The organism is Stenotrophomonas sp. CASM110, assembly GCF_049384345.1.
In the GTDB taxonomy this organism is placed as follows: domain Bacteria; phylum Pseudomonadota; class Gammaproteobacteria; order Xanthomonadales; family Xanthomonadaceae; genus Stenotrophomonas; species Stenotrophomonas muris.
This window is the reverse complement of record NZ_JBMRGI010000006.1, coordinates 168,087-193,445: the sequence shown is the minus strand read 5'-3', so window position 1 is coordinate 193,445 and position 25,359 is coordinate 168,087. Positions and strand designations below refer to the sequence as shown.

Genomic DNA, 25,359 nt, shown 5'->3' with positions numbered 1-25,359 from the left:
CGCGGCGTCAACGCGCCGCGAAAAGGCGATCAGGCGACCTGCGCCAGGCCCAATACCGGCAGCGGCAGATCGTGGGTCGCACGTGCCTTGGCCAGCAGGTCGCCGGCCATGTCCAGGCAGGAACCGCAGGTGGCACCACAACCGGTACGCATGGTCAGTTCGGCCACCGTGCTCACGCCATGGCTGGCGGCTTCGCGGATCTGGTGGTCGGTGACTCCGTTGCAGATGCAGACGTACACAGGCGGGAACCGGGCTGACAGGCCAGAAGCGGCCTGGTGGCTATTCCAATGGAAACGAGAATGGTTGTCAATCAGAGACCTGAACCATTCTCGATACCGTTCAGCCGGTCAGCTGGCCGGGCCGTCGCCCGTGACCTTCTTCGGCCAGTACCCTCGGGTCCGCGGGCGCTTGCGCGGGCGGTCGTGCCCGGCGGTGTGGCCCGGCATCCAGGCCTCGGCGGCGCTCTTGGGCATGGCGGTGACGCCCTGCCCGGCCACGCCGCGCGCCAGTGGCGCCAGGTGTCGCAGGGCACGCGCATAGACGCCGCGTTTGAACATCACCACGTGCTCTACCGGGTACCAGAAGTCGACCCAGCGCCAGTGGTCGAACTCGGGCGAGTCGGTGTGGTCCAGCGTCACGTGGGATTCGTCGCCGGTCAGGCGCAGCAGGAACCAGACCTGTTTCTGGCCGATGCAGACCTGCCGCTCGTTGCGGCGGATGGCCCGCGCCGGCAGCTTGTAGCGCAGCCAGCCGGGCGTGGCCCCGAGCACTTCCACATGCTCAGGCAGCAGGCCGGTCTCTTCCTGCAGTTCACGATACATGGCCTCGACAGGCGTCTCGTCGGTGTTCATGCCACCCTGCGGGAACTGCCAGCCATCCCGGCGCACGCGTCGTGCCCAGAACACCTGGCCGTCCTGCCGCATCAGCACGATGCCGACGTTCGGTCGATAGCCGTCCGGATCGATCACGATGCGGACTCCTAAGAAAATCTACTGGTCGGGACTATCCCATGCCCTCTGTCGGCCCACAAGCACGACACAAAAGTGTTGACAGGGTCGATACACATCCGCAGAATAGCGGGCTCACCAAGGCTATGTAGCTCAGCCGGTTAGAGCACAGCACTCATAATGCTGGGGTCGGTGGTTCGAGTCCACCCATAGCCACCACACTGAAAATCAAGTTGTTTTTCAGTGTGAAAAGTGAGAAAATAGTCGCACGTTTTGCCCCGTCGCCAAGCGGTAAGGCACCTGACTCTGACTCAGGCATTCGGTGGTTCGAATCCATCCGGGGCAGCCAAATTAAAAGCAAAAGGCCAGATCGAAAGATCTGGCCTTTTGCTTTTAATTTGGTCGCGCATCCCACCTTATCCCCGCGCCTGTCGGCGCGCCCCCTTGAACATCAAGGGGGCTCTTCTCCAGAGAGAGGCCCGGGGTCGGATCCTTTTCCAAAGGAGAAGGCTCTGACCCCACCCCTTCCGAGATGCGAAACCCCGGGTAGTGCCGGCCGCTGGCCGGCAACCACGAAATGCCTGACTCCAAAACGACAAAAGCCCGGCCGAAGCCGGGCTTTTGCTTTTCCAACCAGCGGGCTCCCGCAGGAGCCCAACCAGGCGCGGTAAATCAGCGCTTGGAGAACTGGGTGGCGCGGCGGGCCTTGTGCAGACCGACCTTCTTACGCTCGACTTCACGGGCGTCACGGGTCATGAAGCCGGCCTTGCGCAGCTCGGACTTCAGGGTTTCGTCGTACTCGACCAGCGCACGGGCGATGCCCAGGCGGATCGCACCGGCCTGGCCGGTGGTGCCGCCGCCAGCGGCGGTGACCAGGATGTCGAAGCTTTCGGTGTTCTTGGTCAGCTCGAGCGGCTGGCGCACGATCATGCGCGCGGTCTCACGACCGAAGAACTCGTCCAGCGGACGACCATTGACGGTGATGTTGCCCGAACCCTTGCGCAGGAACACGCGAGCGGTGGAGGACTTGCGGCGGCCAGTGCCGTAGTTTTGAGTGATAGCCATGATTAGATATCCAGAACCTGCGGCTGCTGTGCGGCGTGCGGATGCTCAGTGCCGGCGTAGACCTTGAGCTTGCGGTACATCTGGCGACCCAGCGGGCCCTTCGGCAGCATGCCCTTCACGGCGATCTCGATCACGCGCTCCGGGTGGCGCTCCAGCGCCTGGGCCAGGGATTCGGTCTTCAGGTTGCCGATGTAGCCGGTGAAACGGTGATACATCTTGTCCTGCAGCTTCTTGCCGGTGACGGCAATCTTTTCTGCATTGATGACGACCAGGTAGTCGCCGGTATCAACGTGGGGGGTGTAGACCGGCTTGTGCTTGCCGCGCAGACGGCGGGCCAGCTCGGTGGCGAGACGGCCCAGGGTCTTGCCCTCGGCGTCGACGAGGTACCAGTCGCGCTGGACGGTCTCGTTCTTGGCAGTGAAAGTGCTCATGAAGAACTCTAGGTTAGGTCGGGCTCATTGCGGCGAAGGACTCGCCGGAACTCTGCCACGCGTTGTGAAAGGTGAAGCGCAAGAGGCGGGATTGTACGCAGGTCACGCCCTCGGTGCAAGCTGGCCCTGCCCCGGGTTGGCAGGGGAGCGGGGGCGGGCGAGAATCGGCGGGTCTCCCGCCCCACCGCGTGCCGCCATGACCGTGCTCCGCCAGACCACCCCGCTGGACCACCTGCTGACCGAGGCGCAGCGCGCCCTGGACACGGTGTTCGGCAACCCTCCGGCGGCCCGCCCCTACCCGGCCGCAGGCACCGGCGAGCCGGGCATGGGCCGCGCCGAGCGCCGCCACGCCGCGGGGCTGATGCGGATCAACCATGTCGGCGAGGTCTGCGCACAGGGCCTGTACTTCGGCCAGGCGGCCGTGGCCCGCGACCCGGCCACCCGTGAACACCTGCTGGAAGCGGCCCAGGAAGAGACCGATCACCTGGCCTGGTGCGCGACCCGGCTGGATGAACTGGACAGCCGCCCGAGCCTGTTCAATCCGCTGTGGTACGCCGGCAGCTACACCATCGGCACCCTGGCGGGTCTGCGCGGCGACGGCTGGAACCTGGGCTTCGTGGTTGAAACCGAGCGCCAGGTGGAAGCCCATCTGGACGAGCACCTGGTCGACCTGCCGGCCGGCGATCTGCGCAGCCGCGCGGTCATCCAGGTGATGAAGGAGGACGAGGCCCGCCATGCGGAGCACGCCGAACAGGCCGGCGCACGCCGCCTGCCATTCCCGATCCCGGGCGCGATGGCGCTGGCTTCCAGGGTGATGAAGACCATCGCCTACCGCATTTGAAGGGTCGCCCGCACCAACGGTGCGGGCCTACCAGGAGGTGCGGGGGCGACGGTGGGGCCCGACCGTTGGTCGGGCCATCAATCAGTTGGGCGAGACCAGCTTCAGGCCGATCACACCGGCTACGATCAGGCCCACGCAGGCCAGGCGGGCCGGCGACGCACTGTCGTTGAACAGATAGATGCCCAGCACCGCCACGCCCATGGCGCCGATGCCGGTCCAGATCGCGTAGGCGGTGCCGACCGGGATGCTCTTCATCGCCTGGCTCATCAGGTACAGGCTGATCAGGGCGGACACCACCGTGGCAACGGTGGGCAGGGGTTTGCTGAAGCCTTCGGAGTACTTCATTCCGAGGGCGAAACCGATCTCGAACAGGCCGGCCAGCAGCAGATAGATCCAGGGCATGGGTGGGGGCTCCTTACCTTTTTGGGAAAAACGAAACGGCCCGGTGTTTTCACACCGGGCCGTGGGTCGGTACATCACCGTGGAACCGTAACGCGTGCGAGGCACTGGTTCCACGGGGCGGGTCGTCCCGCCTGGGCGGCGATGCCTGCGGGCATCGCACATGGGGCTTACTCGGACAGGTTCCGGCCGTGGAACAGCTCTTCGATCTCGCGCTTGAGCAGCGCTTCGATCTTCATGCGTTCCTTGAACGACAGGTTCTTGGCCTTTTCCTCGAACAGGTACTGGTCCAGGTCGAAGTCCTTCAGGTGCATCTTCGTGTGGAAGATGTTTTCCTGGTAGACGTTGACGTCGAACATCTCGTAACGCGACTTGATGTTCTTGGCCAGGAAGTTCTGGATCGAGTTGATCTTGTGATCGATGTAATGCTTCTTGCCCTTCACATCGCGGGTGAAGCCACGGACACGGTAGTCCATGATCACGATGTCCGATTCCAGGCTCTCGATCAGGTAGTTCAGGGCCTTCAGCGGCGAAATGACGCCACAGGTCGCCACGTCGATGTCCGCGCGGAACGTCGCAATGCCTTCCTGCGGATGGGTTTCCGGGTAGGTATGGACAGTGATGTGGCTCTTGTCCATGTGCGCGACCACGGCGTCGGGAATCAGTTCCTTGCCGGCCTGCTTCTTGTCGATCACCGGCTCTTCGGAGATCAGGATGGTCACCGAGGCACCCTGCGGGTCGTAGTCCTGGCGGGCCACGTTCAGGATGTTGGCGCCGATGATCTCGGCGACATCGGTCAAGATTTGAGTCAGCCTGTCGGCGTTGTACTCTTCATCGATGTATTCAATGTAACGCTGACGCTCCTCTTCGGTGCGCGCGTAACACACGTCATAGATGTTGAAGCTCAGCGCCTTGGTGAGGTTGTTGAAACCCTGCAGCCTCAGGCGAGGCAACGGCTTGACCACGGCGGTCGATTCCTGTGTAAGAAGGGAAAGGGGGAATTATGGGGCAAACTGCCCCCGGGGGGAACGTGAAGACGCAAGAGTTCTGGCACACTGTTTGCCCTTAACAATTGCGCTGGTTAAGCTCCGCTATCGACCCCGTGAATCCGTTCATGCGCAGAGGGAGCGCCCCTATCGTGTCAACCGTGCGCCTAGCTAGCAGTCCACTGGCCCTGGATATCGCCACAATCGATCGTTTTCTGGCGCACAGCCACAGGCGGCGATATCCCACCCGTACCGACGTCTTCCGACCCGGTGACCCGGCGGGAACCCTGTATTACGTCATCAGCGGCTCGGTTTCGATCATGGCCGAGGAAGATGACGATCGCGAGCTTGTGCTGGGCTACTTCGGTGCCGGCGAGTTCGTCGGCGAGATGGGCCTGTTCGTCGAATCGGACCGCCGCGAGGTGATCCTGCGGACCCGTACCGCCTGCGAGCTGGCTGAAATCAGCTACGAGCGCCTGCATCAGCTGTTCCTCGGCCCGCTGTCGGCCGACGCCCCGCGCCTGCTGTACGCGCTGGGCCAGCAGATCTCCAAGCGCCTGCTCGACACCAGCCGCAAGGCCAGCCGCCTGGCATTCCTGGACGTTACCGACCGGATCGTGCGCACCCTGCACGACCTGGCGCAGGAACCAGAGGCGATGAGCCATCCGCAGGGCAGCCAGCTGCGCGTCTCCCGCCAGGAGCTGGCACGCCTGGTCGGCTGCTCGCGGGAAATGGCCGGCCGCGTGCTGAAGAAGCTGCAGACCGACGGCCTGCTGCATGCCCGTGGCAAGACCGTGGTGCTGTACGGCACCCGTTGACCGTTGAGCACCCGGTGGGTGCGGACCTTGGTCCGCACTCCTTCGCGCGCTAGGCTCGGGGCATGGAACTGAGCAGCGAATTCTGGTGGTTCATCCTCATCGGCCTGGGCGCACAGCTGGTCGACGGCGCGCTGGGCATGGCGTTCGGCCTGGTGTCTTCGTCGGTGATGCTGAGCATGGGCCTGCCCCCGGCGCAGGTCAGCGCCAGCATCCACACCGCTGAAGTGTTCACCACTGGCGCCTCGGGTGTGTCGCACCTCGCAGCCGGAAATGTCGATAAGCGCCTGTTCCTGCGCCTGGCCCTGCCTGGCGCGGTGGGCGGTGCCGTGGGCGCGTACGTGCTCACGCAGATCCCGGGCGAGATCATCCGGCCACTGATCTACCTGTACCTGCTGGTGCTGGCGATCATCATCCTCGCCCGCGCGGCCGGACGCTGGATGCCCAAGGGCGAGATCCGCCGGGTACCGGTGCTGGGCTTCTTCGCGGGCCTGCTCGACGCCAGCGGTGGCGGCGGCTGGGGGCCGATCGCCACGTCCACCCTGCTCGCCCGGGGTGGCCAGGCGCGCACCACGATCGGCACGGTCAATGCGGCGGAGTTCGTGGTCACGCTGACGGTGTCGGCGACCTTCCTGCTGTCGATGGGGGTGCAGCACCTGCAGATCGTCGCCGGCCTGCTGATCGGCGGCATGATGGCCGCGCCGGTAGCCGCCATCCTGGTCAAGCGGGTGAAGGAGCGCTGGGTGCTGGTGGCCGTCGGCGTGCTGGTGCTGGGGATCAGCCTGTTCCAGATTGGCCACGCGGTGTACGGGCACCTGTACCGCTGAGCGTTTGCCGGCCAGCGGCCGGCACTACCGGGACAGAGAAGCGCCGGCACAACCGCGACGGAGAGGGGTAGTGCCGGCCGCTGGCCGGCAGATCCATCACCGTGCGGCGGGATCAGGCCTTGTCGCCGCCCCGGTCCACGCAACCCCAGTTGAGGATGCGGGTACCCGCCGGCAGCACGCGGCGGAAGAACGCCACCCGGCCCGGCTTCGGGTTCACCACTACCGGCGCCTTGGCCGCCAGCAGCAGCGGCAGGTCGGCGGTGCTGTCGGAATAGGCGATATCGATGTCGCCGTAGCCGCGCTCGCGCAGCATGCGCATCTTCTCTTCATTGTGGCAGTGGCGGGTCGGGCCGACGCCGCCCAGCCGTGGGCCGACCTCGGTGCCGATCACCGGTACGTCCTGGTGGGCCACGAAAGCCAGGATCGCGCGCGCCAGCTCCGGCGGCGCACCTGTGGCAACCACCACGCGGTCGCCCTTGGCGCGGTGCGCGGCGAACACTTCCAGCGCCTGCGGCAGCAGCTTGGCGCGCATCTGCGCCTGGTTGCGCAGCACATAGGCGTCGATCACCTTGTTGAAGTCACGCGCACGGTGCAGGCCGAAGCTGCCGATCCACACATAGACCGAGATGCCCGCGCGACGGGTCGGCAGCATCGCCACCATCGGCCCGGCGATCGGCGTGACCAGCAGCGCCGCCAGCATGCGCAGCGGGTTGCGCTTGATCAGCGAGGCGAACAGGTGGGTGCCCGAATCGCCGTCGTACAGGGTGTGGTCGAAGTCGAAGACCACCAGCGGCGCATCCTCGCGCGGCGTTGGATAGTGCGTTGTCATGCCGCGAAGAATAGCTGACGCAGGCCCTCGCCCGGCTCTTCCACGCGCATGAAGGCTTCGCCGACGAGGAAGGCATGGATGCCGGCGTCACGCATCAGCGCCACGTCCTGCGGGCCAAGGATGCCGCTCTCGGTGACCAGCAGGCGGTCACGCGGCACCGCGTTCTGCATGTCCAGCGTGGTCTGCAGCGACACTTCGAACGTGCGCAGGTTGCGGTTGTTGATGCCGATCATCGGCGCCGGCACCTGCAGCGCACGCTCCAGCTCGTCGATGTCGTGCACTTCCACCAGCACGTCCATGCCCAGCGACAGCGCCAGTTCGGACAGCGTGGCCAGCTGGGTGTCGTCCAGCGCGGCGACGATCAGCAGGATGCAGTCGGCGCCCAGCACGCGTGCCTCGTACACCTGGTAGGCGTCGATGACGAAGTCCTTGCGCAGCACCGGCAGCGTGCACGCCTCGCGCGCCTGCTGCAGGTAGGCGTCGGCGCCCTGGAAGAAGTCCACGTCGGTCAGCACCGACAGGCAGCTGGCGCCGCCGAACTCGTAGCTGACGGCGATGTCGGCCGGGCGGAAGTCCGGGCGGATGACGCCCTTGGACGGGCTGGCCTTCTTCACCTCGGCGATCACCGCTGGATCGCCGTTGGCCACCGCCGCCTGCAAGGCGCGCACAAAGCCACGTACCGGCGGGGCGCCGGCCACGGCGGCCTGCAGCGCCTCGAGCGGGCGCTGGGCGCGGCGCTGGGCCACTTCTTCGGCCTTGCGGGCCAGGATCGTCTGCAGGATGTCGCTCATCGTCTTCGGTTCGGTGCGGGGGCGGTGAGGACGGCCATTATCGGCCATCGACGGGGTCAGGCTGAACCGCGCGCTCAGGCAACCAGCGCGCGGGTGGTCTCAACATACTGCTGCAGGCGCTGGCGGGCACTGCCGTTGGCGATGGCGGCACGGGCGCGGGCCAGGCCGTCGCCGATGTCGCTGGCCACGCCGGCAACGTACAGCGCGGCGCCGGCATTCAACGCAACGATGTCCAGCGCCGGGCCGGGCTCATTGTCCAGTACCGCGCGCAGCATCTGGATGGACTGCTCCGGGCTGTCCACGCGCAGGTTGCGGCTGGCCGACATGGCGATGCCGAAGTCCTCCGGGTGGATCTCGTACTCGCGCACCTTGCCGTCGCGCAGTTCGCCCACCAGCGTGCCGGCACCCAGCGAGATCTCGTCCATGTTGTCGCGGCCCCAGACCACCATGGCGCGCTCGGTGCCCAGCTCGCGCAGCACGCGGGCCTGGATGCCCACCAGATCGGGATGGAACACGCCCATCAGCACCGACGGCGCGCTGGCCGGATTGGTCAGCGGGCCGAGGATGTTGAAGATGGTGCGCACGCCCATCTCGCGGCGTACCGGCGCAACGACCTTCATCGAAGGATGGTGGATCGGCGCGAACATGAAACCGATGCCGGTCTGCTCGATGGCGGCGGCCACCTGATCCGGCTGCAGTTCGATCACCGCGCCCAGCGCTTCCAGCGCGTCGGCACTGCCGGACTTGGAAGACACGCTGCGGTTGCCATGCTTGGCCACGCGCGCGCCGGCAGCGGCCGCGACGAACATCGAGCAGGTGGAGATGTTGAAGGTGTGCGAGCCATCGCCACCGGTACCGACGATATCAACCAGGTTGGAGGTATCGGCCACCGGCACTGGCCGGGCGAATTCACGCATCACGGTGGCCGCCGCGGCGATTTCGTCCACGGTCTCCTTCTTCACGCGCAGCCCGGTCAGGATCGCCGCGGTCATCATCGGCGAGACGTCGCCGCGCATGATCTGCCGCATCAGGTCGACCATTTCGTCGAAAAAGATTTCGCGGTGTTCGATGGTGCGATGCAGGGCTTCCTGGGGGGAGAAGCTCATGGGAATGCTCCTTGGATCAGGCCGCCGGACGCTGCAGGAAATTGCGCAGCAGGGCGTGGCCGTGTTCGGTGAGGATGGATTCGGGATGGAACTGCACGCCTTCCACCGGGAACTGGCGGTGGCGCAGGCCCATGATCTCTTCGATCGAGCCGTCGTCGTTCTCGGTCCAGGCGGTCACTTCCAGCACATCGGGCAGGCTGTTCTTGTCCACCACCAGCGAGTGGTAGCGGGTGGCCTGGTAGCGGTCCGGCAGGCCGGCGAACACGCCCTTGCCTTCATGGCGGATCGGCGAGGTCTTGCCGTGCATGATGTTGCCGGCACGGATGACCGTGCCGCCGTAGACCTGGCCGATGCCCTGGTGGCCCAGGCAGACGCCGAGGATCGGCGTGGTCGGGCCCAGGCGCTGGATCAGCTCCAGCGACACGCCTGCTTCGTTGGGCGTGCACGGGCCGGGCGAGATGACGATGCGCTCGGGCTTCTGCGCGGCGATCTCGTCCACGCTCATCGCATCGTTGCGCACCACCTTCACCTCGGCGCCCAGCGTCTGCAGGTACTGCACGAGGTTGTAGGTGAAGCTGTCGTAGTTGTCGATCATCCACAACATGGTCAGGTTCCGTCGCTTATGAGGAAAATGGCGTACACGTTTTCGGTGTAGGTGATGGGGCCGGCTTCCACCGACTCGCGCAGGCGCGAGCCCGTGGTCTCGATGCTGTTCATCGGTGCCTCGGGCGCAGGCGGCGAGGGCGGCGTCACCAGATCCCCACTGCTGGGCCAATTGCCCGCCTGCACGCCATAGGCGAAGTTCGGCGCCACATCGGAGATGCTGTACAGGCCACGCACTCTTGTTCCATAGGCCTTGGCCAGGCCCAGCGCGGACTCGCGGGTCTGGGCCGCTGCCTCGCCCTTGAGTTCGCGGCGCAGCGCCACTTCGCCCGAATAGGTCGGCGCCAGGCTGCTCACTTGTACGTTCTCGTTGGCCTTCAACGCCCCCAGCACATCCTGCATCGCCTTCACGCTGGCGAAGCTGGCACGCAGCTGGCGCGATACGCGGGTACCGATGAAGACCTGCCGGTTCTGCTCATAGCGCGTGGCCGGGCCGATCCGCAGGTTGTCCGCACGCACGCTGCCCTCCACCGCCTTGTGCTGCTTGAACAGTGCCAGCACGCGGGCAACGTTGTCCTGCACGCGGCGGCGCGCGGCGTCGGCGTCCATGTCGGTCTCTTCGATGTTCAACTGCAGGCCGAACCGGTCCGGCATCACCGTGCGGCTGCCCTGCCCCTTCACCAGCAGGTGCGGCTGCGGGGGAATCGTGTTGGCCTGCGCCCACGCAGACGGGGCCATCGTGGCCAGCAGTGACGACCACAGCAATGCGCTCAGCAGCTTCATGCGGTACTCCTTGTCTTGAATGGGAACAGCGGAAGGTGCCGCGGCGCAGGCCACGGCACGGGGAGGATCACAGGCCCTTGGCGGCCTGGGCGACGGCGCGGAACAGCGCGCGGCCCTTGTTCATCGTCTCGTCCCATTCCTTGTCCGGGTCCGAGTCGTAGACGATGCCGGCACCGGCCTGCACGTACAGGCGGCCATCCTTGATCACCGCGGTGCGGATCGCGATCGCGGTATCGGCATCGCCATGCCAGCCGATGTAGCCGATGCTGCCGGCGTAGACATTGCGCTTGATCGGTTCCAGCTCGCGGATCACTTCCAGCGCGCGGATCTTCGGCGCGCCGCTGACCGTGCCGGCCGGGAAGGTGGCACGCAGCACGTCGGCATAGCTCAGGCCCGGCTGCAGCTGCCCGGTCACTTCGCTGACGATGTGCATCACGTGGCTGTAGCGTTCGATCACGAACTGCTCGCCCACCTCCACGGTACCTGCCTTCGAGACGCGGCCGGCATCGTTGCGGCCGAGGTCGATCAGCATCAGATGCTCGGCGCGTTCCTTCGGATCTGCCAGCAGCTCGGCTTCCAGCGCCAGGTCCAGCTCGGGCGTGGCGCCACGCGGGCGGGTGCCGGCGATCGGGCGCACGGTGACTTCGCCATCCTGAAGGCGTACCAGGATTTCCGGCGATGAACCGACCACCTGCAGGTCGCCGACATCCAGGAAGTACATGTACGGCGACGGGTTCAGTGCACGCAGCGCGCGGTACACATCCACCGGGCGCGCCTTGAACGGCACGCTCAGGCGCTGGCTGAGCACCACCTGGAAGATGTCACCGGCGCGGATGTATTCCTTGCTGCGCTGGACCGCATCGACGAACCCTTCGCGGGTGAAACCGGAGACGAAATCCGATTCGTCCAGCACGTCGCTGTTGAGCGGCGCCGGATAGCCGGCGCCCGGTGCACGCAGCTTGGCGGTCAGTGCATCCAGGCGCGCCTGGGCCTGCTCGAAGGCGCCCTCGACGCGCGGGTCGGCGTGCACGATCAGGTACAGCCGGCCCTTGAGATTGTCGAACACCGCCAGCTCGTTGGAGTCCAGCAGCAGGATGTCCGGCGTGCCCAGCTCATCGCGGCCGGCCGGCGGGGCCAGGCGCGGCTCGATGTAGCCGATGCACTCGAAACCGAACCAGCCGACCAGGCCACCGGTGAAGCCCGGCAGGCCTTCCAGCTTCGGCACCGAGTGGGCGCTGCGCAGCGCCTCGACCTCGGCGAACGGGTCGGCCACGTCGCGGGTGTCCACCACCTGGCCGTCTTCGCGCACGGTCAGCGTGTGGCCATGGAAGGCGTACACGCGACGCGCCGGCAGGCCGATGATCGAGTAACGACCAAAGCGCTCGCCGCCTTCGACGGATTCAAACAGGTAGGTATTGGGGCCGTCGGCGAGCTTCAGATAGACCGAAAGCGGCGTGTCCAGGTCGGACAGCACTTCACGGACGACGGGAATATGGGTGTGGCCTTCAGCGGCCTGCTGCTGAAACTGAGCGTGCGAGTTCAAGACGACTTTCCTTCCGGGACACAGCGTTATGGGGGCGGACGACGGCAACGGGCCACCATCGCCACCAACGGCGTGCGGAAGAAAGGGTATGCGGGGTCGTCAGGCTGGACACCCCCTGACTGTATCGCAGCCGGGGCGGGAGGGGAACCCTGGGAAACTGAACCACGGGACGGGAGGGGCCGGCCACGGGAACCGACGACGCGGACCGGTAGAGTCGACTGTAAGTCGACTTGCGCGCGTAGCGCGGGGTTTTACGCCGTCGGAACGAAAAGCAGTCGACCAACAGTCGACTTTACCCCCTACCCGGCCAGCAACGGGCATCCGGTCGGCAGGTACATCCGCACCCTGCCCGGCACGCACGCGATGCGGAACTGGCGGGCCTGGACTGGTTCGCCGTCCAGGTTGAGGGTCAACGGGCGCTCGGACTCCACCTGCAGCCACGGCAGCCGCGCGCGCGTGGCCAGCTGTTCGAGCGCCGCCTGGGTGCCCGACTTCAGCATCTGGCCGAGCGTGGCGGTGACCTCACCTTCCAGTTCCGGAAGCACGGTGACATCCAGCAGCCCATCGTCGATCACGGCCTGCGGGCACAACTGCTGGCCACCGCCGGCCTGCCGGCCATTGCCGATCCCCAGGGCGATGAAGTCGCCTTCCCACGCGAAATCCGGGCCGGACAGCCGCGCGGTGATCGGCTCGATGCGGCCCAGCTTGGCGATGCCGGTGATCACATAGGCCAGCCCGCCCAGCATCTTCTTCAGGCCGGCATCGGTCTCCACCGTCACCTGCGTGCCGAAGCCACCGCTGGCGAGGTTGGCGCACCACCAGGGCGTGCCATCGGCATCCACGCGCAGCAGATCGATGGCACGCGGCGTGGTTTGTCCGATCAACGCAAACGCGCCCTCAGGCTCGGTCGGAATACCCGCAGCCGTGGCGAAATCGTTGGCGGTCCCCATCGGGATCAGCGCCAGCGAGGGCAGCGCATCCGCCGCTTCCTCACGATGCGCCAGGGTTTCGGCCACCGCGCTGAGCGTGCCATCGCCACCGGCGGCAACGATCACGTCCACGCCATGATCGATGGCCTCGGCCACGTAGCGTTCGGCGTCACCGTCCTCCCAGGTCACCCGCACGTCCAGCTGCACGCCCTGCCCGCGCCAATGGCCGACAGCCTCGCGCAGTTCCTCGTTGCCTGCGGATTTGCCATTGAGGATCAGGCGCCAGCGCGGGGTGGTCATGCGGTACTTCCAGGAGGGGGTGGCACAGGCTAGCAATGCGCTGTTTGCCCGCGGTGAATGTCACGCAGGTGTCATTCAGTTGCTGGAGAATGGAAGGCCATAGCAGGGACGATGGATGGAGGCAGGATCAGCCTCCCACGCATGCAGCGAGGCCACGCCAGTGATTGGCGTGGCTTTTTTTTTGCCCAGCAGTAGATCCACGCCAAGCGTGGATGCACGTCATCTCACCCGTTGGCGAAATCGTGCAGCGCCTGGCCCTGCAACCGGTACACGGTCCACTCGTCCTGCGGTTTGGCACCGGCAGCGGTGTAGAACTCGATGGCCGGGGTGTTCCAGTCCAGCACCGACCATTCGAAACGGCCGCAGCCCTCGGCCACGGCCTGGCGCGCGATGTACTTCAGCAGTGCCTTGCCGGCGCCCGCACCGCGCTTTTCCTGGCTGACGTAGAGGTCTTCCAGGTAGATGCCCTTGCGGCCCAGCCAGGTGGAATAGTTGTAGAAATACACCGCATAGCCGATGGCCTCGCCGTCGGCTTCGCAGATCAGTGCGCGTGCCGTGGCATCGGGACCAAACAGGCTCTCGGCGATGCCGATCTCATCGGTCTGCACCGAATGCTCGGCCTTCTCGTAGATGGCCAGCTCGCGGATGAAATGCAGGATCAGTCCCGCATCGGCGACGGTGGCCGGGCGGATGTTCAACACGGCCACCGTACTCATGGCTCAGCCCCGTGCCGCAGCGACGTTGGCGCGCATCTGCGCGATCACATCCTGGTAGCTGGTCCTGGCGTTGAAGATGGCCGAACCGGCGACGAAGGTGTCGGCGCCGGCAGCGGCGATCTCGCCGATGTTGTCGGCCTTCACGCCGCCATCGATCTCCAGGCGGATGTCCTTGCCGCTGGCATCGATCATCTTGCGCACCACGCGCAGCTTGTCCAGCGCCGAGGGGATGAAGGCCTGGCCGCCGAAGCCCGGGTTGACCGACATCAGCAGCACCAGGTCCAGGTCATCCAGCACCCAGTCGAGGATGTCCACCGGAGTGGCCGGATTGAGCACGATGCCCGGCTTGCAGCCCAGCGAGCGGATCAGCTGGATGGTGCGGTGCACGTGGCGGCTCGCCTCCGGGTGGAAGCTGATGTAGGTGGCACCGGCCTCGGCGAAGTCCGGGATGATGCGATCCACCGGCTCGACCATCAGGTGCACGTCGATCGGCGCGGTGACGCCATGCTTGCGCAGCGCCTGGCAGACCATCGGGCCGATGGTCAGGTTCGGCACGTAGTGGTTGTCCATCACGTCGAAGTGGACCCAGTCCGCGCCAGCGGCGAGGACGTTGTCGACTTCCTCGCCGAGGCGGGCGAAGTTGGCGGACAGGATGGAGGGGGCGATGAGGCAGTTGGACATGGCCGGGGCCTTCGGAACGGGGAAAAGGTTCTCCCGCCCGCAGGCGGGACTCTGGAATCAGCGCTTGCGCAGGGTCTTGATGCGGTCGTAGGCGGCATTGATCCGCCGCGACTTCTGCTCGGCCTGCTGCTGCAGCTCGGGGGCGGCACCGCCCAGCTTGTCGGGGTGGTACTGCGAGATCAGCTTGCGGTAGGCGCGCTCGACCTCGGCATCGGTGGCCTCGGAGGTCAGCCCCAGCTCCCGGTACGGGTTCTCCTTGTTCAGGCGGAACCAGTCCGAATCGAAGGCGTGGCCGATCAACAGGCCGACCACCGCGCCGAACAGCGGATTGGGCCGGAACAGCAGGGCGCCGGCGATGAATCCGAGCAGTTTTCCGTACCAGCGCATGGCGCTCCGGGGTCGACCGACGAAATGGACGCTCATTTTACGTCACAGCGGGCCCGGACCGCTTTACACTAGGCCGCCCGCTGGTCAGCGGGCCCGCCGGGTCCGTTGGGCAGCAGCCGTATCGACAACGCCCCAGGAGTGCCCGTGCCAACCACGCTGTTGCAATCCGATCTCCCCGGCCTGCCCTTGCGCCATCGCGGCAAGGTGCGTGATGTGTTCGATATCCCGCGCGAGCGGCTGCCAGCCGGAACCCCGCCGGGCGAGTACCTGCTGATGGTCGCCACCGATCGCCTGTCGGCGTTCGACGTGGTGCTGCCTGACCCGATTCCGGGCAAGGGCGAGATGCTCTGCCAGGTCTCCAACTTCTGGTTCGCCAAGACCGCGCACCTGATGCCCAACCACCTGACCGGCATCGACGTGGCCAGCGTGCTGCCCGAAGGCGTGGACCCAGCCCTGTACGCCAAGCGTGCGGTGGTCACCCGCAAGCTGAAGCCGGTGCCGGTGGAAGCGATCGCCCGCGGCTACCTGATCGGCAGCGGCTGGAAGGACTACCAGCGCACCGGCAAGGTCAGCGGCATCGACCTGCCCGACGGCCTGCGCCAGGCCGAGCAGCTGCCGGAGCCGATCTTCACCCCCTCGACCAAGGCCGCCGTCGGCGACCATGACGAGAACATCGATTTCGATGCGATGGTGAAGCAGGTCGGTGCGGAACTGGCCGAGCGCGTGCGCGACGCCACCCTGCGCATCTACAAGTTCGCGGCCGATTACGCCCGCGAGCGCGGCATCATCCTGGCCGATACCAAGTTCGAGTTCGGTACCGACGCCGATGGCCGCCTGTACATCATGGACGAGATGCTGACGCCGGATTCCTCCCGTTACTGGCCGGCCGACGAATACGAAGTGGGCACCAGCCCGCCGAGCTACGACAAGCAGTTCGTGCGCGATTACCTGGAGACGCTGGACTGGGACAAGACCGCCCCGGGCCCGAGCATCCCGGCCGAGATCATCGAGCGCACCCGCGCCAAGTACGCCGAGGCGCTGCAGCGCCTGGCCGGGATCAGCGTCGACTGATCCCCCCGCGTCCCCCCGGCCGGAAAGGCGGGGGGCGCTCTGATCGCGGTAGTGCCGGCCAGCGGCCGGCACTACCGTTGCCCGAGGAAGCGACGCAGCATGCAGACATCCACCCAGCTTGCGCGGCCGATCGACCGCTATTTCGCCAGCTACTCCGACGACCACCGCAATGTGATCAACCAGCGCATCCACGTGGTGGCGGTCCCGGCGATCCTGTGGTCGGTGGTGGCCCTGCTGTGGTGCCTGCCGCCGCTGATCACCTGGTTCCAGTACGGCATCTGGTCGGCGTTGGCGATGTTCAGCGCGTGGTGCTTCTACAACAAGCTGTCGCGCCCGCTGGGCATCGGCATGCTCATCCAGTTCTTCGTGTTCGGCTGCCTGTGCCGGCTGCTGGAGGCCGAGATCGGCCTGCATGCCCTGCGCTGGCTGGCGGTGGGCGTGTTCGTGGTGGCCTGGATCGCGCAGTTCATCGGCCACAAATTCGAGGGCCGCAAGCCCAGCTTCCTGACCGACCTGACCTACCTGCTGATCGGCCCGGCCTGGGTGATGGCCAAGTTCTACCGCAAGCTGGACTGGCGCTACTGACCTGGCGGCGGCCGACAGCGGCCGTCGTTTCCTGAACGGGCGGATTCCGTCACCCGTAGTCCACGGGAGCCCTGCCAGCCTGCGCCGGTGATCCGCTCCCCATTGCCCGCCCGTCGACGGCAGCCCCTGTGCGACAGGGCCTGCGGTCTCCCTGCGTGGGCGTAGGGTGTCCCCCGAGGGCAGCCAGGGAAGGGATGCAGGAATGTGATGTTGCATCGCAGAAAAAATGAATCAGCGAACGTTACATGCAATTGATCGCTGTTCGATGGGTTTCGGCGACATTTCGCAGCCTGTTATCCTCCCTGACCTGCTCGTGAATCATGGATTCCCTGCATGCTCCCCAGCCTGCCCCTGCTGCTGGCCCTGCCGTTCCTGATGGCAGCGGCTGTTGCGGCCTTCCCCCGTAGTTCGCGCTCGACTGCTGCCTGGCTGGCGGCGCTGGCGCCGTTGGGCGGGCTGGCCATCCTCGGCTGGCTGACCCCGTCGGTGCTCGATGGCCAGGTGGTCCGCACCCTGGTGCCCTGGCTGCCGCAGATCGGGCTGGACTTCACCCTGCGACTGGACGGGCTGGCCTGGATGTTCGCCGGGCTGGTGCTCGGCATCGGCGCGCTGGTGGTGCTGTATGCGCGCTACTACCTGAGCCAGCAGGACAACGCGCACCGCTTCTACTGCTACCTGCTGCTGTTCATGGGCGCCATGCTGGGCATGGTGCTGTCGGGCAACCTGCTGTTGCTGATGATCTTCTGGGAAATGACCAGCATCAGTTCGTTCCTGCTGATCGGCTTCTGGTCGCACCGCCAGGACGCCCGCGAAGGCGCACGCATGGCGCTGGTGATTACCGGTGGCGGTGGCCTGGCCCTGCTCGGTGGCGTGCTGCTGATCGGCCGCATCGTCGGCAGCTTCGACCTGGACGTGGTGCTGGCTGCTGGCGAGCAGATCCGCGCCAGCGCGCTGTACCCCTACGCCCTGTTCCTGGTACTGGCCGGCATCTTCACCAAGAGCGCGCAGTTCCCGTTCCACTTCTGGCTGCCGCACGCGATGGCGGCGCCGACCCCGGTCTCGGCCTACCTGCACTCGGCCACCATGGTAAAGGCCGGCGTGTTCCTGCTGGCGCGCCTGCATCCGGCACTGGCCGGCAGCGACCTGTTCTTCTACACGGTCAGCGGCATCGGCGCACTGACCCTGCTGATCGGCGCCTGGAATGCGATCTTCCAGCATGACCTGAAGGGCCTGCTGGCGTACTCGACCATTTCCCACCTGGGCCTGATCACCCTGCTGTTCGGCCTGTCCACGCCGATGGCGGTGGTGGCCGGCGTGTTCCACATCCTCAACCACGCCACCTTCAAGGCCTCGCTGTTCATGGCCGCCGGCATCATCGACCACGAGACCGGTACCCGAGACATGCGCAAGCTGGGAGGCCTGCGCAGGCTGATGCCGTTTACCAGCGCGCTGGCGATCATCGCCTCGCTGGCGATGGCTGGCATCCCCCTGCTCAATGGCTTCCTGTCCAAGGAAATGCTGTTCGCCGAAGCGATCACGGCCGGCGGCCCGGGAATCATGCGCACGGCGGTGTCGATCGCAGCGTTGCTGGCGGGCGTATTCGGGGTGGCGTACAGCCTGCGCTTCGTGCACGACACCTTCTTCGGCCCCGGCCCGCACGACCTGGACCGCGTGCCCCACGAACCGCCGCGCTGGATGAAGGTGCCGGTGGAACTGCTGGTGGTGATCTGCGTGGCGGTGGGCGTGGCACCGGCACTGACCGTAGCGCCGGTGCTGCACGCCGCTGCGGCCTCGATCCTCGGCGACGCCATGCCCGAGTACAGCCTGGCGGTATGGCACGGCTTCAACCTGCCGCTGGCGATGAGCGCGATCGGCGTGATCGGCGGCGTGGCGCTGTACTTCGGCCTGCGCAAGCTGATCAACCTGCACGCCGTGACCAACGTCAGCACTGGCCGCAATGTGTTCCATGCGCAGCTGGACGCGATCTCCGCACTGGCCATGCGCCTGACCAACGGCATCGCCAACGGCAGCCTTCAGCGCATGCTGCTGGGCCTGGTGCTGGTGGCGATCGTGGCCGCCGCCGCGCCGTTCGTGGCCAACCCCGCCTCGCCGAACTGGACCAGGCCACAGCCGATCCCGCTGCTGGGCTGGGCGCTGTGGCTGGTGATGATGGCCTGCGCGGTGGCTACCCTGCGTATCTACAAGCAGCGCCTGCTGGCGGTGCTGCTGGTCGGCGGCGTCGGCCTGATGGTGGCGCTGACCTTCGTGTTCCTGTCCGCGCCGGACCTGGCCCTGACCCAGCTGCTGGTGGAGATGGTGACCCTGGTGCTGATGCTGCTGGGCATGAACTACCTGCCTGCGCAGTCCGGGCCGGAGCGGCCGCGCTGGCGCAAGCGCCGTGACGCGGTGATCGCGATCATCGCCGGTGCCGGACTTGGCGCCTTGGCCTATTCCGCGATGACGCTGCCGCCGAACACCATGGCCGGCGAGCTGCTCGCCCGTGCCCTGCCCGAGGCCTATGGCCAGAACGTGGTCAACGTGATCCTGGTCGACTTCCGCGGCTTCGATACCTTCGGCGAGATCACCGTGTTCGGCATCGCCGCGCTGGTGGTGCATGCCCTGCTGCGGCGCACGCGGATGGCGCCGGAGCAGATCATGCCCGGCCCGCCGATCAAGCTGCCGGTGCCGGCCGACCTGGCCCAGATCATGTTCCCGCTGACCCTGACCGTGTCGATCTTCCTGTTCCTGCGCGGCCACAACGCGCCGGGTGGCGGCTTCATCGCCGGCCTGGTGCTGGCGGTGCCGCTGCTGATCCAGTACGTGATCCAGGGCACTGCGTCGGTGGAGTCGCGCTTCGGCTTCGACTACATCCGCTGCATCGGCATGGGCCTGCTGATCGCCCTGCTCAGCGGCAGCGCGTCGATGCTGTTCGGCGTGCCGTTCCTGACCAGCGGCCACCTCGACCTGCACCTGCCGCTGATCGGCGACGTGCCGCTGGCCAGTGCGATTGGTTTTGACATCGGGGTCTATCTGGTGGTGTTCGGCGGTGCCATGCTGATGCTGTCGATGATGGGCACGATCAAGCCATCGCGTACCCGTACCGCCCGCAAGGGTGAGATCGACCTGCAACGCCGCTCGGCACGCACCGGGGAGATGCACTGATGGAACTGGCCCTGGCTACCGCGATCGGCGTGCTGACCGCCATCGGCATCTACCTGCTGCTGCGTGCGCGCAGCTTCGATGTGATCCTCGGCATGACCTTCCTGTCCTATGCGACCAACCTGCTGATCTTCGCCGGTGGCCGCGTGGTGCTGGGCAAGGCGCCGGTGCTGCAGGAGGGCGTGGACAGCCACCTGGGCAACTACACCGACCCGCTGCCGCAGGCACTGGTGCTGACCGCGATCGTGATCGCCTTCGCGATGACCGCGGTGAGCATCGTGCTGGCCATGCGCAGCCGCAGCGACAACCACAGCGACCATGTGGACGCGCACGAGCCGGATGACGACCTGCAGGATGAGCGCGTGCCGCCACGGCAGGGCGAGGACCGCGCATGAACCACCTGGTGATCCTGCCGATCCTGATTCCGCTGCTCGGCGCCGCGCTGTCGCTGTTCGTCGAACACCGCCGCTACGGCCCCAGGGTGCAGCGCGCGGTGGCTTGGACCGCACTGTCGGCGCTGGCGCTGGCGGTGGGCCTGCTGTTCGCGTCGACCGCGGGCGGTGATATCAACGTCTACCTGCTGGGCGACTGGCCGTCGCGGCTGGGCATCGCGCTGGTGGCCGACCGGCTTTCGGCGTGGATGCTGCTGACCACCCTGCTGCTGGCCATTCCCTGCCTGCTGCACGCCTGCTCGGGCTGGGACCGCCGCGCACCGCACTTCCATGCGCTGTTCCAGTTCCAGCTGGTCGGCCTCAACGGTGCGTTCCTGACCGGCGACATCTTCAACCTGTTCGTGTTCTTCGAGGTGATGCTGATCGCTTCCTACGGCCTGCTGCTCAGTGGTGGCCGTGGCCTGCGCATGCGCATCGGCCTGCACTACGTGGTGTTCAACGTCACCGCCTCGACCCTGTTCCTGATCGCGCTGGGCCTGCTGTACGCCACGCTGGGTTCGCTGAACATGGCCGAGCTGTCGCAGCGCATCGCCGAAGTACCGCCGGCGCAGCTGACCCTGGTGAAGGCGACGATGGGCCTGTTGCTGCTGGTGTTCTGCGCCAAGGCCGCCCTGATGCCGCTGTATCTGTGGCTGCCGGAAGCCTATTCGCGCGCACCGGCTGCGGTGGCTGCGCTGTTCGCGATCATGACCAAGGTCGGCCTGTACTCGGTGCTGCGCATCCAGATGCTGTGGTTCGGCGACGATGCCGGCGCGATGGCCGGCTACGGCCGTGACTGGCTGCTGTGGGCCGGTGTGGCGACGCTGGTGCTGGGCGGCCTGGGCGCCCTCGCCGCGACCCGCCTGCGCGTGCTGATCTCCTACCTGGTGATCGTGTCGGCAGCCACGCTGTTCATCGCCTTCTCGGTGGGCACGCCGCAGGTGCTCTCGGCCGGCCTGTACTACCTGCCGCACAGCAGCTTCGTCGCCGCCGCGCTGTTCCTGATCGCCGACCTGATCCGCCGTCGTCGCGGCGGTGCCAGCGACCGCAAGGAAGTGGTCGCGCCGATGCCGGGCAAGGAGACACCCGCCGTGCTGTTCCTGATCGGCGCGGTGTCGGTGGCCGGCCTGCCGCCGCTGTCCGGTTTCCTGGCCAAGGCCGCACTGCTGGCCGGCATGCCGGCGCAGTACACCGCTCCGGTCTGGACCGCGGTGCTGGTCAGCAGCCTGCTGGTGATCATGGGCCTGACCCGCGGCGGCATCCGCCTGTTCTGGCGCGTGCCGCCTGTCGATCCGGAGGCACCGAAGCCGCGCAAGGCTCCTCTGCGCCGGGTGGAGCTGTACGCCGCGTGCATCCTGCTGGCCTACGGTATCGCCATGACCCTGGCCGCTGCACCGTTGATGCGCTACACCGACGCCACCGCCGCACAGCTGCTGCAACCCAGCGAGTACGTGCAGCAGCTGCGCGCGACCGCACCGGAGATCCGCCAGCCATGACCGCCCAGCGCTCCCTGTTCCGTCGCCTGATTCCCTCGCCAATGCTCAGCATCATGGTGGTGGCGTTCTGGCTGCTGATGTCCGACAGCTTCACCCTCGGCCAGATCGTGCTGGGGCTGGTGCTGGGCGTGGTGGTGCCGCTGTTCGCCGCACGCCTGGACCGCGAGTTCGCGCGCATCGGCACGTTGCGGCCGCTGCCCAGGCTGGTGTGCGTGACCCTGTGGGACATCCTGATGTCCAACATCCGCGTGGCCCTGCAGGTGCTGGGCCCGGAGAAGAAGATTCACCCCGGTTTCATCTGGCTGCCGCTGGACATCGCCAACATCCACGGCATCGCGGCGCTGACCAGCATGATCACGCTGACCCCGGGCACGGTCTCGGCCGCGCTCAGCGACGACCGCAAGTTCCTGCTGGTGCACGTGCTGCACCTGGAGGACCCACAGGACCTGATCGATACGATCAAGCGCCGCTACGAGGCGCCGTTGATGGAGATCTTCCCATGACTGGATTCCAGATCATCCAGACCACGCTGGTGGTGTGCATGCACGTGGTCGGCCTGGCCATGCTGCTGGCCACCTGGCGCCTGCTGCGCGGACCGACCGTGCCCGACCGCATCCTCGCACTGGACACGTTGTCGGTGACCGCCATTGCCGAGCTGATGCTGTTCGGCATGTACCTCAACTCCGCGATCTACTTCGAAGCCGCACTGGTCATCGCCATGCTCGGCTTCGGCAGCACCGTGGTGCTGAGCAAGTTCGTGCTGCGCCGGGACATCGTCGAATGATCACCGCGATCCAGATCGGCCTGTCGATCCTGCTGCTGTTCGGCTGCTTCTTCATCCTGGTCGGCGCACTGGGGCTGGTGAAGCTGTCCACGTTCTTCAAGCGCCTGCACGCGCCGACCAAGGCCAGCACGCTCGGCGTGGGCTGCGTGCTGGTGTGCTCGGTCTGCTACCACATCTTCCTGGGCCAGGACCCGCAGCCGCGCGAGCTGCTGATCACCGTATTCCTGTTCATCACCGCGCCGATCAGCGCCCACATGATGGCCAAGGCGGCGCTGTCGCTGCTGATGGAAACCCGTCCCAGCCTGCCGGGCAACGAGCCGGCTGCCGAGGAACAGCTTCCGCCGCCGGAACCGGCGCGGGAAGAGGAAGCCACGCAGAACCGGTAGTGCCGGCCGCTGGCCGGCAGTGGCAAGGGTTCCGTCAGAGGCAGTGAGGTTACCGGCCAGCGGCCGGAACTACCTCATGCCGCGCCGACCAGCAGCAGCTCCAGCACGAACCAGCCGGCGAACGCGACCAGCAGGATTCCGCCTTCACTGCGGCTGATCTTCAGATCGCCACGCAGCATCGGGTACAGCACCAGGGCGAACGCCAGCAGTGCCGGCAGTTCCAGGCGCACGAACGAGGCCGGCAACGCCAACGGCTGCAACACCGCCATCGCCCCGATCACCAGCAGCAGGTTGACCACGCTGGAGCCCAGCACGTGGCCAAGCACCATGTCGCCGTGGCCGCGACGCGCGGCAGCAATTGCGGTTGCCACCTCCGGCAGTGCGGTGCCGATCGCCACCGGCAGCAGGCCGACCAGCAGCGGTGTCCAGCCCAGCGCGGCACCGAAGTCAGCGGCGGCGCCCACGACCAGGCGCGCGCCCCAGTACAGCGTCAGCGCTGCGATCAGCACCCGCAGCACGTTCAACGGCAGGCTGGTGCGGCTCAGGGCGGACTCGGCGATGGCGGCCTGCACCTCGGCACGCTCAACGCGGCCGCGGCGCAGCAGCAGCACCTGCATGACGATGAAGCCTGCCACCAGCACGCCGCCTTCCCAGCGCGCCAGGCGACCATCCAGCCCGAACAGGACCAGCAGCACGCCGGCCACCAGCAGCGACCACCACAGCACCGTCTGCAGGCGCGCGCGCAGCAACAGGGGCGCGGCGATGGCTGCCACCGCCAGGGTGAAGCCCAGGTTGACGATGCTGCTGCCCACGGCATTGCCCAGTGCCAGCTCCGGTTGGCCGACCGCCAGCGCGCGCGCATTGACCGCCAGTTCCGGCAACGAGGTGGTCACCCCGAGCAGCAGCAGCCCGGCAGTGAACGGGCTGGCCCCGAAGCGCTGGGCCAGGCCGGACACGGCCTTGACGATGGAATCCCCGCCCAGCGCCAGCAACAGCAGGCCGAGCAGGAACCAGGCAATGGCAATGGCGATCATCGAGCACTCCCCAGCAGTGGTGGCGCGATTCTACGCTTGGCCCGAGCGCATGGCTGGGCGGTGGATCAAGGATCAGCCACAGCCTTCGGCGTAATCGACCTGCGGGGTCTGGCCGACGCGCCAGGCGCTGACCCGACCATCGGCGCCGAGCGCGAAGTCGATGACCGCCCCGCCTTCCTGCGCCGGCCGCACGCGCAGGTGCTGCGCTTTCTCGTCGTACTTGTCAGGACCGACGTCCGCGCGCTCTGGGTACAGCACCTGCAGCTCGCCCAGGGTCATGCCGACCTTGCCGCCGCCCGGGGCGACGATCGCCGCACTGCGCACGTCATAGCGCACCAGCTTGCGTGCCTCGATCATCAGGCGAGGGTCTTCGGCGCCCTGCGGACGCAGGAAGTAGCAGCCGTCGTTGCTGTCGTCGGCCGGCAGGGGCTTGCCATTGGCGTCGGTGCCCAGTCCCTGCAGCGGCGTGCCGAAGCCGCTGCGGACCTCGGCGATGCCGGCGCCCAGCGTTGCACCGCCGAAGCCGTCCAGGCGCGCTGGACTGTCCTTGCGGAGGTCGTTGGCCGGGCGGGCGGCCAGGTCGGGATCCGCCGACTGCGCGGGCCCGGTCGCCGAGGCGGTTTCGGCCGGGGTGTCGCTGCCACTGCCGGCCGCCCCCTGCTTGTCGGGGCCAGCACTGCAGGCGGTGAGCGAAAGGAGCAACAGACCAGCAAGCGGAAGGTGCTTCATCGGTGCGGTTCCCTGGCACGAAGATGGCTGCACGCTAGCCCATCCCGTGTGCAGGCGCTGCATTGTCATCGCGGTTTCATCGCCTTCGTTCAGGCTCGGCGTGCACCGACTTGGCTGTCCCTTCCATGCAACCGCGCAAGACCGAACTCGCCCGAACCGCGCTGCAGGCCCATCGTGCGCCGCTGGACATGCGCCAGCGCCGGCTGCTGATCCTGTGCGACGGCCAGCGCAGCATCGCCGACCTGACCGGCCTGCTCGGCCAGGACGCGCCCGCCATGGTCATCCAGCTGGTGCAGGCCGGCTACCTGAGCACCGGTACCGGCGCCACAGCCGCACCGCCACCACCCGCAGACGCGGCAGCACCGGCACCCGCCACGCCGGCTGCGGCACCGGCTGCACCCGCAACCGGCAGCGAGCGCCGCCGCTCGCTGGTGGCCGCGCGCATCTATGTACTGGGCATCCTGGAACTGCAGCGCCACCCGCAGGCGGCGGCGCTGTTCCGCGACCTGCAGCAGGCGCGCGCCGAAAGTGAAGTACTGCAGGTGCTGCACTCGGCGATGCAGATGCTGCCCGGGCTAACCTCGGAGGGTTATTGCCAGCGTGTGCGGCAACGCCTGCTGGAAGCGCTGCCGCTGGAGCATTGCGACGCGTTCACCGAGGCCGCCTGAAGAAAAAGGGGACGGAGGGGATTAAGTCGTTTCAGGC

General features: G+C 66.9%; 30 protein-coding genes and 2 tRNA genes. 14 read left to right on the top strand and 18 right to left on the bottom strand.

All coding sequences use genetic code 11. From position 1 onward, the window contains the following. Nucleotides 1-29: 29 nt before the first annotated feature. Nucleotides 30-239, bottom strand: coding sequence for a (2Fe-2S)-binding protein (locus VG561_RS07160; RefSeq protein ID WP_005411309.1), 210 nt, complete (start codon nt 237-239; stop codon nt 30-32). A gap of 108 nt (nt 240-347) precedes the next feature. Beyond that, the gene (locus VG561_RS07155; RefSeq protein WP_014648660.1) at nt 348-968 is read right to left on the bottom strand and encodes an RNA pyrophosphohydrolase; all 621 of its coding nucleotides are present in this window, start codon (nt 966-968) and stop codon (nt 348-350) included. Nucleotides 969-1,089: 121 nt separating this feature from the next. Here VG561_RS07155 and VG561_RS07150 point away from each other — a divergent pair. Next, a tRNA-Met gene (locus VG561_RS07150) sits at nt 1,090-1,166 on the top strand. A gap of 55 nt (nt 1,167-1,221) precedes the next feature. Continuing rightward, nucleotides 1,222-1,296: transfer RNA gene (locus VG561_RS07145), tRNA-Gln, on the top strand. 323 nt (nt 1,297-1,619) lie between these two features. Here VG561_RS07145 and rpsI read toward each other — a convergent pair. Then, nucleotides 1,620-2,012 carry a 30S ribosomal protein S9 gene (rpsI, locus tag VG561_RS07140; protein WP_005411311.1) on the bottom strand — a complete coding sequence of 131 codons (393 nt, stop codon included), beginning with the start codon at nt 2,010-2,012 and terminating at the stop codon, nt 1,620-1,622. Nucleotides 2,013-2,014: 2 nt separating this feature from the next. Further along, nucleotides 2,015-2,443 carry a 50S ribosomal protein L13 gene (gene rplM, locus VG561_RS07135; protein ID WP_005414692.1) on the bottom strand — a complete coding sequence of 143 codons (429 nt, stop codon included), beginning with the start codon at nt 2,441-2,443 and terminating at the stop codon, nt 2,015-2,017. A gap of 196 nt (nt 2,444-2,639) precedes the next feature. Here rplM and coq7 point away from each other — a divergent pair, with 196 nt between their 5' ends. Continuing rightward, complete coding sequence (gene coq7, locus VG561_RS07130) at nt 2,640-3,284, top strand: 2-polyprenyl-3-methyl-6-methoxy-1,4-benzoquinone monooxygenase (protein ID WP_049440046.1); 645 nt, start codon at nt 2,640-2,642, stop codon at nt 3,282-3,284. Between the two features lie 81 nt (nt 3,285-3,365). Here the strand turns inward: coq7 and VG561_RS07125 are convergent, their stop codons facing one another. Then, on the bottom strand, nt 3,366-3,686 hold the full coding sequence (locus VG561_RS07125; RefSeq protein WP_005419816.1) for a DMT family transporter: 321 nt from the start codon (nt 3,684-3,686) through the stop codon (nt 3,366-3,368). A gap of 167 nt (nt 3,687-3,853) precedes the next feature. After that, complete coding sequence (gene speD / locus VG561_RS07120) at nt 3,854-4,648, bottom strand: adenosylmethionine decarboxylase (RefSeq protein ID WP_014648662.1); 795 nt, start codon at nt 4,646-4,648, stop codon at nt 3,854-3,856. 149 nt (nt 4,649-4,797) lie between these two features. On the opposite strand from speD, the gene crp reads away from it, so the two are divergent. Together crp and VG561_RS07110 are read left to right on the top strand one after the other, a co-directional pair. Beyond that, nucleotides 4,798-5,487, top strand: coding sequence for a cAMP-activated global transcriptional regulator CRP (gene crp / locus VG561_RS07115; protein WP_010482649.1), 690 nt, complete (start codon nt 4,798-4,800; stop codon nt 5,485-5,487). 62 nt (nt 5,488-5,549) lie between these two features. Then, the gene (locus VG561_RS07110; protein ID WP_010482650.1) at nt 5,550-6,311 is read left to right on the top strand and encodes a sulfite exporter TauE/SafE family protein; all 762 of its coding nucleotides are present in this window, start codon (nt 5,550-5,552) and stop codon (nt 6,309-6,311) included. 112 nt (nt 6,312-6,423) lie between these two features. On the opposite strand, the gene VG561_RS07105 is transcribed toward VG561_RS07110, so the two are convergent. The 10 genes from VG561_RS07105 to VG561_RS07060 form a co-directional block, all read right to left on the bottom strand. Beyond that, entirely contained in the window at nt 6,424-7,140 is a 717-nt protein-coding gene (locus VG561_RS07105; protein WP_005419826.1) for a haloacid dehalogenase-like hydrolase, read from the bottom strand. Continuing rightward, on the bottom strand, nt 7,137-7,931 hold the full coding sequence (trpC, locus tag VG561_RS07100) for an indole-3-glycerol phosphate synthase TrpC (RefSeq protein ID WP_032960709.1): 795 nt from the start codon (nt 7,929-7,931) through the stop codon (nt 7,137-7,139). Before trpC ends, VG561_RS07105 begins: the two co-directional genes overlap by 4 nt. A 74-nt stretch (nt 7,932-8,005) precedes the next feature. Then, nucleotides 8,006-9,037, bottom strand: a complete 1,032-nt coding sequence (gene trpD, locus VG561_RS07095) for an anthranilate phosphoribosyltransferase (protein ID WP_049440043.1) — start codon at nt 9,035-9,037, stop codon at nt 8,006-8,008. Nucleotides 9,038-9,053: 16 nt separating this feature from the next. Then, nucleotides 9,054-9,641 (bottom strand): anthranilate synthase component II, encoded by a 588-nt coding sequence (locus tag VG561_RS07090; protein ID WP_014038739.1) that lies wholly within the window; start codon nt 9,639-9,641, stop codon nt 9,054-9,056. Between the two features lie 2 nt (nt 9,642-9,643). Then, a complete protein-coding gene (locus VG561_RS07085) occupies nt 9,644-10,423 on the bottom strand; it encodes an SIMPL domain-containing protein (RefSeq protein WP_111205884.1) in 780 nt (259 codons plus the stop codon). A gap of 67 nt (nt 10,424-10,490) precedes the next feature. Then, a complete protein-coding gene (gene trpE, locus VG561_RS07080) occupies nt 10,491-11,966 on the bottom strand; it encodes an anthranilate synthase component I (RefSeq protein WP_423179494.1) in 1,476 nt (491 codons plus the stop codon). 299 nt (nt 11,967-12,265) lie between these two features. Beyond that, on the bottom strand, nt 12,266-13,195 hold the full coding sequence (gene yegS, locus VG561_RS07075) for a lipid kinase YegS (RefSeq protein ID WP_423179493.1): 930 nt from the start codon (nt 13,193-13,195) through the stop codon (nt 12,266-12,268). Between the two features lie 224 nt (nt 13,196-13,419). Beyond that, nucleotides 13,420-13,902, bottom strand: coding sequence for a GNAT family N-acetyltransferase (locus VG561_RS07070; protein WP_014648672.1), 483 nt, complete (start codon nt 13,900-13,902; stop codon nt 13,420-13,422). Between the two features lie 12 nt (nt 13,903-13,914). After that, nucleotides 13,915-14,592, bottom strand: coding sequence for a ribulose-phosphate 3-epimerase (rpe, locus tag VG561_RS07065; protein WP_006474082.1), 678 nt, complete (start codon nt 14,590-14,592; stop codon nt 13,915-13,917). Between the two features lie 57 nt (nt 14,593-14,649). Next, nucleotides 14,650-14,979: a J domain-containing protein gene (locus tag VG561_RS07060; protein ID WP_005411327.1), complete on the bottom strand. Its 330-nt coding sequence runs from the start codon at nt 14,977-14,979 to the stop codon at nt 14,650-14,652. Between the two features lie 144 nt (nt 14,980-15,123). On the opposite strand from VG561_RS07060, the gene VG561_RS07055 reads away from it, so the two are divergent. The 8 genes from VG561_RS07055 (at nt 15,124) to VG561_RS07020 (ending at nt 22,891) form a co-directional block, all read left to right on the top strand. Further along, nucleotides 15,124-16,050, top strand: a complete 927-nt coding sequence (locus VG561_RS07055; protein ID WP_423179492.1) for a phosphoribosylaminoimidazolesuccinocarboxamide synthase — start codon at nt 15,124-15,126, stop codon at nt 16,048-16,050. Between the two features lie 99 nt (nt 16,051-16,149). After that, nucleotides 16,150-16,635: a DUF962 domain-containing protein gene (locus VG561_RS07050; protein WP_423179491.1), complete on the top strand. Its 486-nt coding sequence runs from the start codon at nt 16,150-16,152 to the stop codon at nt 16,633-16,635. A 333-nt stretch (nt 16,636-16,968) separates the two neighbouring features. Beyond that, entirely contained in the window at nt 16,969-19,797 is a 2,829-nt protein-coding gene (locus VG561_RS07045) for a monovalent cation/H+ antiporter subunit A (protein WP_049440037.1), read from the top strand. Then, nucleotides 19,797-20,189 carry a Na+/H+ antiporter subunit C gene (locus VG561_RS07040; RefSeq protein WP_005419863.1) on the top strand — a complete coding sequence of 131 codons (393 nt, stop codon included), beginning with the start codon at nt 19,797-19,799 and terminating at the stop codon, nt 20,187-20,189. The genes VG561_RS07045 and VG561_RS07040 overlap by 1 nt, the downstream gene beginning before the upstream one ends. Next, the gene (locus VG561_RS07035) at nt 20,186-21,721 is read left to right on the top strand and encodes a monovalent cation/H+ antiporter subunit D (RefSeq protein ID WP_049404530.1); all 1,536 of its coding nucleotides are present in this window, start codon (nt 20,186-20,188) and stop codon (nt 21,719-21,721) included. The genes VG561_RS07040 and VG561_RS07035 overlap by 4 nt, the downstream gene beginning before the upstream one ends. After that, nucleotides 21,718-22,224 carry a Na+/H+ antiporter subunit E gene (locus tag VG561_RS07030; protein ID WP_423179490.1) on the top strand — a complete coding sequence of 169 codons (507 nt, stop codon included), beginning with the start codon at nt 21,718-21,720 and terminating at the stop codon, nt 22,222-22,224. Before VG561_RS07035 ends, VG561_RS07030 begins: the two co-directional genes overlap by 4 nt. Next, a complete protein-coding gene (locus VG561_RS07025; RefSeq protein WP_006399171.1) occupies nt 22,221-22,505 on the top strand; it encodes a K+/H+ antiporter subunit F in 285 nt (94 codons plus the stop codon). The genes VG561_RS07030 and VG561_RS07025 overlap by 4 nt, the downstream gene beginning before the upstream one ends. Next, nucleotides 22,502-22,891, top strand: a complete 390-nt coding sequence (locus tag VG561_RS07020) for a Na+/H+ antiporter subunit G (protein WP_014648679.1) — start codon at nt 22,502-22,504, stop codon at nt 22,889-22,891. The genes VG561_RS07025 and VG561_RS07020 overlap by 4 nt, the downstream gene beginning before the upstream one ends. 74 nt (nt 22,892-22,965) lie before the next feature. On the opposite strand, the gene VG561_RS07015 is transcribed toward VG561_RS07020, so the two are convergent. Then, nucleotides 22,966-23,925 carry a sodium:calcium antiporter gene (locus VG561_RS07015; protein ID WP_014648680.1) on the bottom strand — a complete coding sequence of 320 codons (960 nt, stop codon included), beginning with the start codon at nt 23,923-23,925 and terminating at the stop codon, nt 22,966-22,968. A gap of 72 nt (nt 23,926-23,997) precedes the next feature. Beyond that, complete coding sequence (locus tag VG561_RS07010) at nt 23,998-24,654, bottom strand: hypothetical protein (protein ID WP_032957138.1); 657 nt, start codon at nt 24,652-24,654, stop codon at nt 23,998-24,000. A 125-nt stretch (nt 24,655-24,779) separates the two neighbouring features. Here VG561_RS07010 and VG561_RS07005 point away from each other — a divergent pair, with 125 nt between their 5' ends. After that, nucleotides 24,780-25,322, top strand: coding sequence for a hypothetical protein (locus tag VG561_RS07005; protein ID WP_423179489.1), 543 nt, complete (start codon nt 24,780-24,782; stop codon nt 25,320-25,322). The last annotated feature ends 37 nt before the right edge of the window (nt 25,323-25,359 follow it).